Here is a 9,162-nt window from a genome sequence, read left to right on the forward strand (position 1 = left end):
CTTCTCAAAACAGCATAGTCTTTTTTTTATTGTCCTTGACAACGGGTACATTTTAGTCATAGCACCGGGATTTTTATATGGTCAGTTTAGTGGTAATGAGTCTAAGAACCGTTGTTATCTGGTATATCACAAGTATGACTAAGGGAACTATATATTTATAGGTATATATAGTTTAGTTCCTTTACAAAAAAGGGGGTTGGTGCGGTCGTTGGTTCTCGGACAAGGTTCTCAATAAGCGTCGTAAACCTAACATGCTTGTCACCACATTTTCTACCGTTTTTATGATGTATGCCTTGATACACTCACCGAACGATCCGACGATGCTGGGCATATTACTATTTATTACAGGCATTTTGCTTAATCTGGGGTATTCTTCCTTTATGGTATACCCGATGGGATTGGCTACTAAGCAGACATTTCCGGTTGCAGTTTCGGTGATCAATACAGGAGGACAGCTTGGTGGCGCTGCCGCACCATTGATTGCGGGTATTCTTTTAGACAACTATAGCTGGGATGCTGTGTTTATCTTCCTGGCTGTCAGCACTCTTTTAAGTTTGCTGGTTCTTTTGACAATATCCGAGCCAGTAGAGGATCCGCTAAATGAACAACCTGTTAAAAGTTAGCTTACTGTCCTTACCCTAATAGCACTCTCCCAAGCCCTCTTGCCCTATATGAAGTGGCAAGGGGGCTTTTGTCAGTCTAGCAGAAAAAACTTACCCTCTCAGTGGTACCAATCTATTAATTTTGTAATTAATAGATACTTAAGTCCAATCGGCTGGATAACTCCGTCAATACTTTTATGCCCGCAATACTGTTACCACTTGCATCAAGTGCCGGGCCAACGACGCCGATGCCGAACTTATGAGGGACTACTGCGAGAATACCTCCGCCGACTCCGCTTTTAGCCGGCATACCCACTGTAGTGGCAAAGGAGCCAGAACCACTATACATACCACAGGTTGACATGACAGCTTTTACAATTTGGCAAATATCTTTTCGAATTACTCTTTGATTGCTGTAGGGCTGAATCCCGTTGTTGGCAAGAACTACACCGATCCGGGCAATATCCTTACATGTGACGTTGATTGAGCAGAGCTTAAAATAGATATTTAGAATTTCCTCCACTTCATCATGGATGATGCCTGTGCTTTTCATGTAATATGCCAATGAACGGTTGCGATCTCCTGTGCTTGACTCGGATTGATATATAGCTTCGTTTATTGTAAGATTAGGATTATCGGTTACCAGTTTGAAGAAGTGAAAAATTCTTTGAAATTTTTCTTCATATGTCTTTCCTTTGACCAATGTAATGGTAGCGATAGCACCCGAATTGATCATAGGGTTTAGGGGCTTATTCGTATTTTTTATTTCAAGGTTAGCTATAGAGTTAAACTCGTCTGCCGTAGGTTCCACGCTAATGACTTTTGATATGGTATTAAAATCGGTATCAGTCAATGCGCATATAAACGTAATGATTTTCGAGATGCTCTGTATGGAGAAAACCGTATGAACATCACCCGCAAAGTATTCATTGTTTTGCATGTCTACCAAATATACACCAAGAGCATGTGGGTTTGCTTTTGCCAACTCGGGAATATAAGTAGCAATAGTTCCCTTTTCAGTCCAAGACCTGTTATTTTCAATAATTTCCTGTAATACTTGATTCAAGGAAAACACCTCCATAATAATAAATATTTATACTCTTTTTACACAAAGACAATGAACGTTGTGCAAGGCTTCGATTTAAACATCCATTAATTCGCTTACTTATTTTTAAAGCAAAAACTATGCCAAAAATCATTTCAAACTTCATAAAAATTTAATGAAATCGGAAAACATGTTGAAATTAGCAATGAAACACCCTCAAAAAATATTTTATAAAAAATAACAGCCGACGGCTTGATGTTGATTGGCTGCTAAAATTGTGCTAAACAACAAGAAATAGGAATAATAGGTTTCATTAGTCACCTGTTTTATAACCTATTACACCCGTTTTTTACAGGTTGATCCTCCAAAGATTTGCATAGTTCCAAGAAAGCCTTGATTGTTGGTGAGAGCCATTTTTCACGATGATAAATTAGCTGTGTTTTTACGCCAAAAGAAGGACCTTTCCAATCTAGCTCGACCAGCCTTCCTCGTTCTAATTCATCTTTTACAGAGATTTTAGGCAATATCGCCACTCCTAACCCACAAATAGTACATTCCTTTCTTGCCCCAACACTGGAAAATTCCATTATTGCACTAGGAGTAACTTCGTGTTCTTTGAGAATGGAAAGAACGATAGGGCGATAACCACAGCCTTCCGGGCTGCTAATTAGACACTCACCAGACAAATCCTTAGGTTCAACTATTTTTTTCTGAGCTAGTTGGTGTAAAGGGCTGACTACGACAGCCATCGGTTCACCGCAAAGTGCTCTTACTTCCATATCCGGTTGATTAATTTCTTTAGTGAGTGTTAGGGCTATATCAATAGTATTGTTTCTGATTAATTCAATGTGTTGAGTACAATTTTCTGTTTGAACCCGGATTTCAACACGGGGATATAACTTACGATATCTAAGTAATAATTGGGGAAGGCGGGAAACGCAAAGTGTTTCAGCCACCCCGATATTTAGAATTCCTCCAAAAATCTCAGGTGAGAATTCCCCTTTTGCGCGTTCGGATAGCTGTAATATTTTCTCGGCATTCTTTAAGAAGGCTTTCCCTTCGCTAGTTAATTGAAGCTTTCTACCAAACCGTTCAAATAATTTGACATTTAATTCATTCTCTAACTGCTGAATTTGGCTCGTTATATTGGATTGGACATAACCTAACTCCACAGCTGTCTTTGTGAAGTTAAGGGTTTTTGCAGCAGTAGAAAATATCTGCAGTTGTCTTAATTCCATAAAAAAATCTCCTTCATGTATTATTTAAAATGATCGTATTGATTAAAATCAATCATTTTTATCTTACTTAAGTAAATGATATACTATAAGCAAATATAAATCCACAATGTGGCAGCACATTAACAGTGATAACAACAGATAAGGCATCTACGCTAACAAACCCAGAAGAACAACGGGTAGTTCCTGCATCTCGTTCTGCTTTACGGATAAATTAACAAAAGGGTGAGATTGTTCAAAACCACTGAAAAAACTGTTGAAATGCGTTTCAGCAGTTCAACAGTTTTTTTATGGATCATATTTTGATACAAGAGATACCTATAAAATAGCGAATTGTTTATCTTTATAAATCTATAATTCTAGTTATTCTCATTGCGATAATCAATATTTGCATTTAAATTTTCTTTACTTGTGAAAAATTCTCTTGTGAGTTTAAATACCTGTGGGCTTAAAAGAATCAATGCAATAATATTTGAAACGACACCTAAACCAATTGCAATTTCTCCCACTGACCAAACTATTTTCAAAGCACCTACAGCGCCTAAGTAAATGAAGACTAAAGATAGATATCGATAGGCTTTCCCTAATTTAGCACCGCCAATATAATTTACTGTAGATTCTCCATAATAGGATAATCCAATTATAGTAGAGTAAGCACATAATATAATACTTAAACTTACGATATATGAAAGAATAGGAGAGACCTTTCCAAAGGCTAAAGCAGTCAAAATATTTGGTGATTCTCCTGTTGTAAGAACACCACTTGTTATAATGGCCAATGCAGTTAGGGTACATAGAACAAAGGTAACAATGAAAACTTCTACAACGCCCCACATACCTTGACGGGAAGGATGATCTGTTTTTGCTGTAGCATGGGCAATAGGTGCTGTACCCTGACCGGCTTCGTTCGAATATAAGCCCCTAGCAGCTCCGTATCTCATGGCTTCTGCTACTGCAAAACCACCTATTCCTCCTCCTACAGCAACAGGGGAAAATGCACAGGTAATAATAAGCATAAAGGCTTCCGGGACTTTGGTGATATTAAATAGTATAACGATGATCCCTGATATAAAATAGAGAAAAACTTTAACGGGAATAAGTGTTTGCGTAACTTTACCTACTCTTGTTATACCACCCATGGAAACAAGCCCTACTAAAACTATAACTATAATTCCAACAACATCAGGAGAAATATTGAGGTAATGTATAATGTTACCTGTTAAAGCATTAGTTTGAATCATAGTTCCTGACAGAGTATTCATTAGTAAAGTGATTAAAAACCATACTGCCAAAAATTTAGAATTTAACCCTTTTCTCATATAGTAAACAGGGCCTCCGACAAAATGCCCTTCTTCATTTTTTTCTCTATATGCTATACTTAAAGTAATTTCTGCATATTTGGTACACATACCAAAAAATGCTGCAACCCACATCCAAAATATGGAACCAGGTCCGCCGAAGGCTAATGCCGTTGCAACCCCAACAATACTTCCAACACCTACTGTGGATGATAATGCTGTTGTTGCAGATTGGAAAGGAGTTAGTGTTCCTTCCCCTTTAATTTCAGATTGTTTTGTGAATATTCTTCCAAAGGTCTCTCTAAGAATAAACCCAAATTTTCTTATTTGTAGAAACCTTGTACCTAATGTAAAAAAAACACCTACGCCAACTAAGGCGAATATTAACCAGGGTCCCCAAACTAAATTTGCGATTTTAACTATCAATGCGTCTAAATTTTCCACTTATTTTATCCTCCTTTTTTACTGCGAATCTCGTTTCTCTTTGTCAGTATTTTATATTTAAGATAGGGGATTTTTTTTGTTAATTCTGGAAATTTACTTTAATATCCAAATTTATTTAGGATATGATAGCTATCCTCCCTTTGTTAGAATAATATTGTTAAATATTCCCTCCTTTATTAACAATATTCATAATAAGTGCATTCGCTATTTGTACAATTTTGTGAATATTTCACAAACATGATTAGGCATTTTATTTATATTGCAAATATTGTGCCAAATTTTACTCTCAAGCCAAAAGTACAACAAAATAATCAGAAGATATATTGCCTTATTATGAGATGAAAGTCATGCATACAAATACTTGAGAGTAGTAAAAAATAATAAACGTTTAACATAAAATTAATTGACTATTGAAATAAGAATAAATATTATAATGGATTTATCCAATAATAAACAACAAAACAGGTGAAATAGGATGCTTTAATCACCTGTTTTGTTACCTATTAAGGATTGTTACAATGCTGTTATCGACCTTAGGTAATTCTAATTACAGAGACTGATGAGTATGGTACAATAAAAAATGATTAAATCAGGGCTTGCCTTCCATTTAGATTTAAAGTTAGTCTGTAGATGGACAAATTATAGAAAGGAGGATTGATGAAAAAATGAAGACGATTGGTATTCTTACTTTGGTTCCAACGGATCTAAGCGATTTTATTCAAAGCAACTTGGAAAAAGTATTTAAGGGTTGCGTAACTATAAATAAATACTATTTGTCTTATTTTAAACCTGGTGACATCATTACCACTGATGTCGTTGTAGTAACTGCCCAAAGCCATGCGATGAAGGCTCAAAATTATATTTCCCACGATAGTCGCATTATTGTCCTGCGCCGTACTCTTCCCAACAGCGAAATTTATAAAATTACTGCAATTCCCAAAGGTACGAATGTACTGGTGGTCAATGAATCGCCGGAAACAACCAGTGAATCAGTGGCTTTTCTGTATCAGATCGGCATTACTCACCTGAATCTTATCCCTTATGACTGTAGAAAAGACTATACTGATATTAACATTGCCATTACTCCTGGAGAAGTGGAGTCTGTTCCGCCTCATATCCAAACAGTTATTGACGTAGGTCACCGGTGCGTTGATATTTCTACATTTGTATCAATATTGAACTATTTCAATATTGATACGCAAGAAACAAGTAGACGTCTTATTCAGTATTCAGATACTATTGTCACAATGGATATTGGTATCAAAAGCCAATATAAAGAACTCTTTATGAAAAATATTCAGCTTAACACTGTTGTCAACCTTTCTCATAATGGGATCCTGCTGTCTGACAAGGATAATTTTATTTTGCTGTACAATAAGAAGTTCGGTCAAATATTTGGAATTGATGAAAATGTTATTGGAAAACATTTTTCACATGTCATCTCTAATACCTTGCTGCCAAACGCAAGTCAAAGCATGCTTGTTGACGAACTAATTGAATTCAAGGGGCGATCTTTACTTGTAAACAGCAGTAAAATTGAGTATTTTGGCGAACCTGCCGGAATATATTATGACTTCCAGGAAGTGACTCATATTCGCCACTTGGAACAAAATCTGTCCAAAAAATTACGGGATAAAGGTTTGGTAACCCGTTATACCTTTGCAAGCATCCAAACAAAGTCGCCTAGGATGAAGGATTGCATCAACTTTGTCAAGCGGCTTGCGTCAACAAATCTCACCGTATTAATTACAGGGGAAAGCGGTACAGGCAAAGAACTTATGGCTCATGCTATTCACGATGCTTCTCCCCAGTCTATCTATCCTTTTGTTGCCATCAATTGCGCCTCCTTCCCGGAAAACCTGCTGGAAAGCGAACTTTTCGGTTACGAAGCTGGTTCTTTCACAGGAGCCATCAAAGAAGGGAAATCTGGTTTATTTGAACAAGCGAATAATGGCACTATTTTTTTGGATGAGGTAGGAGATATGCCTTTGTCGGTACAGGTACGCTTGCTTAGGGTGCTTCAGGAACGCCAAATTATGCGTGTAGGTTCCCAAAGAGTAATCGACGTAAACCTCCGGGTGATAGCCGCAACTAATAAAGATCTGCAGGCTGAAATCCAAAAGAGTTCTTTCCGCCAGGACTTGTTTTACCGGCTGAATGTCCTGCCAATCATTGTTCCGCCACTGCGGGAACGCCCGGAAGATATCATTCATTTATTTCATTTCTTTATGGAAAAACACCACGGTAAGAAAGTCACCCTTACTCGTGAGGTGGAAAGTTTACTATTGAAATACAAGTGGCCAGGTAATGTCAGAGAGTTGATCAATGCAGTGGCATATATTTCATTTATAGCAACCGATACTGTTCATATTGAAAGTCTGCCTGCTTATATATTGAATATCCATACTGATTTCAGTCAAGAGATTACCTATCTATCTGCCCGCTGCGACAAGGAAAAAGCCTATCAAGTGCTTGCCATTCTTTCCCGCCATGTCGATGGTGTAGGCAGAAAGTCTCTCGAAACCGAATGCGCCAATGCTATGGTTACTATTACTGAAAGTGAAATCAGACGATTGTTGTTAGTTTTGAACGAACTTGGTTTAGTTGAGTCAAAAGTGGGGAGACGTGGCAGCCACCTCACCACTAAAGGACTTCACTTTATGAATTGGAAAAACGCGGGGATGGCAGACCAATCAAAAGGAGGTCATTCTTAAAGCCTTTAAGCTCAAGTCTTTGGATAAGATCTTTTGCTACATCTCTTTCAGCGGCTTTCCAAGTGCGGATATCGGATTCCAGTATGGTATCATTTTCTATGTCATAGATTACACATACCATTGCTCTTGCTTGTTGCCTATCACTTTGGTTATGATAATATCCAAAATGTTCTCTGTTGTTAACTGTATTTGGAATTTCAGTAATGCTGCCATCAATCGAAAGTAATCGATAACCCTTGTACTTATTAAAGTGATCATCACTGTAAAACCAGGTTACATATTTTTCATTAAGCTGTATAAAGGCATCTGGTTTAATCTTTTGTCTAAGTTGCGAAAAGGCTTGTTTTGTCATCAACAATTGAGATGGATACCCTTTTAAGGGGTATATCTTCTCATTGTTAGGTGATAAAGATGTTAAAAAACTTTATGACTTCTCTTGAAATAGCCAGGGAACAAATTAATAATTCCCTTTTTATGTTTGTCAACCGTACAAAAAGTACATATTTTACAAAAGATACCGCTAAAATGAATTTTAAGGATGCAATCTATTTCATTTTAAAAGGATTAAGAAAAACACTACAAATTGAAATAGATGATTGGTTTGAATATTTAGGTGGGGAAAACACTATGGTGCTTTTTAAAAGTCAAGTGTTTTTGCATTTTATCGAAACTTTTTCTCGACTTTTTAATCATTGATATTAACCTATTTCCTTTTTATTACATTATAGCTTTATGACATTGGACGGCAGACTGTGTGAAAAGTAACCTCATATTTTACTACAATAGTCCTGATTCCAGCCTACACCAATAAAATGCACTCTAATTGATTCAAAGTTTCACAAAAGAAGAAAATCAGCACTCTTATACAAGTGCTGTCTGCCTTTTTTCTTGTAATCTCCTTACTAGCTCCTTGATTCCGAGTATATTCATTACTCGTTTTAGGTTATACGCTAAAAAGGACAAAGAGATCTCTGCACTGACTGAAGCTTTTCATTTCGTGAGAAAGTAATAAGCCCCCCATTGCCGTAGTTATTCTTTCGTTACGTTATAAAGAATCAGATGATCAAGAGCTATCTACAAAATCATGTAGGTAAGCGTTAGCAGGGTAAAAACATCATATTTGCTTCAAAGACAACGAGCAAGCATCACCCTATCTTGAAAAGGGTGGTGCTTGCTTGTTTTAACATTAACATCATCGGGGAAGCCGTTGGGTCGGAATTGACTTGTTCGTTTAATAAATTTATTTATTTGACGTAAAATAAGTTCACCGTTATAGCTGATATGGAGCCCTGAGCAGCAGGCCTACTTTACCGAAAAATTAGCCGCCTCTTGCAATCATTCGTTATATTGAAAATTATTATTATCACACTTCAAGGTATATATGGAAATTAATATTCTTGTGAAAATTACTGTTTACATATTGACTAACTCTATGTAGATATGCTATTCATCAAAATAATCAAGTGAAAAGAGTATTGATTTCAATAAACACATAGAGGTATTATCCAAGAATGAAAAAAACTATTGCATTTCTGCTTTTAGCACTTCTATCCGTATCTATTTTGGTAACAGGGTGTGGATCGAAGCCAACCGCTGCACCACAAAGTGAAACTGAGGCTAAAGAGGTAAACGTATATACCGCAAGACACTATCCTGGGATTGATGATGGAATTTATAAAGCTTTTACCGATAAAACAGGTATTAAAGTCAATATCATAAAAGCAAGCGGTGAAGAACTTATCCAAAGAATAAAAACCGAAGGTGCTAACTAAAATGTACCCTATAGAGTAGACACTAAAAAAAGTCTACCCTATAGGGTATTTT

The 9,162-nt window shown here is 36.7% G+C and carries 7 protein-coding genes and 1 pseudogene; 4 read left to right on the top strand and 4 right to left on the bottom strand.

Annotated features, from left to right (window positions below; genetic code table 11):
* Positions 1–224: 224 nt before the first annotated feature.
* Positions 225–623, top strand: a pseudogene (locus tag LMF89_RS24305) (MFS transporter); the annotation flags it as partial.
* A 127-nt stretch (positions 624–750) separates the two neighbouring features.
* Here the strand turns inward: LMF89_RS24305 and glsA are convergent.
* The 3 genes from glsA to LMF89_RS24320 all read right to left on the bottom strand — a co-directional run bounded on the left by glsA (position 751) and on the right by LMF89_RS24320 (position 4,624).
* On the bottom strand, positions 751–1,668 hold the full coding sequence (gene glsA, locus LMF89_RS24310) for a glutaminase A (protein ID WP_229537413.1): 918 nt from the start codon (positions 1,666–1,668) through the stop codon (positions 751–753).
* 305 nt (positions 1,669–1,973) lie between these two features.
* Positions 1,974–2,885, bottom strand: coding sequence for a LysR family transcriptional regulator (locus LMF89_RS24315; protein ID WP_229537414.1), 912 nt, complete (start codon positions 2,883–2,885; stop codon positions 1,974–1,976).
* Positions 2,886–3,241: 356 nt separating this feature from the next.
* A complete protein-coding gene (locus LMF89_RS24320) occupies positions 3,242–4,624 on the bottom strand; it encodes an alanine/glycine:cation symporter family protein (protein WP_229537415.1) in 1,383 nt (460 codons plus the stop codon).
* A gap of 665 nt (positions 4,625–5,289) precedes the next feature.
* On the opposite strand from LMF89_RS24320, the gene LMF89_RS24325 reads away from it, so the two are divergent.
* Positions 5,290–7,338, top strand: a complete 2,049-nt coding sequence (locus LMF89_RS24325; RefSeq protein WP_229537416.1) for a sigma-54 interaction domain-containing protein — start codon at positions 5,290–5,292, stop codon at positions 7,336–7,338.
* On the opposite strand, the gene LMF89_RS24330 is transcribed toward LMF89_RS24325, so the two are convergent.
* Positions 7,283–7,696 carry a hypothetical protein gene (locus tag LMF89_RS24330; RefSeq protein ID WP_229537417.1) on the bottom strand — a complete coding sequence of 138 codons (414 nt, stop codon included), beginning with the start codon at positions 7,694–7,696 and terminating at the stop codon, positions 7,283–7,285. The two genes, LMF89_RS24325 and LMF89_RS24330, sit on opposite strands and share 56 nt — an antisense overlap.
* A 53-nt stretch (positions 7,697–7,749) precedes the next feature.
* Here LMF89_RS24330 and LMF89_RS24335 point away from each other — a divergent pair, with 53 nt between their 5' ends.
* Together LMF89_RS24335 and LMF89_RS24340 are read left to right on the top strand one after the other, a co-directional pair.
* Positions 7,750–8,034: a hypothetical protein gene (locus LMF89_RS24335; RefSeq protein ID WP_229537418.1), complete on the top strand. Its 285-nt coding sequence runs from the start codon at positions 7,750–7,752 to the stop codon at positions 8,032–8,034.
* 815 nt (positions 8,035–8,849) lie between these two features.
* Complete coding sequence (locus LMF89_RS24340) at positions 8,850–9,110, top strand: lipoprotein (RefSeq protein WP_229537419.1); 261 nt, start codon at positions 8,850–8,852, stop codon at positions 9,108–9,110.
* The last annotated feature ends 52 nt before the right edge of the window (positions 9,111–9,162 follow it).

Source organism: Pelosinus baikalensis (assembly GCF_020819555.1).
Taxonomy (GTDB): Bacteria; Bacillota; Negativicutes; order DSM-13327; family DSM-13327; genus Pelosinus; species Pelosinus baikalensis.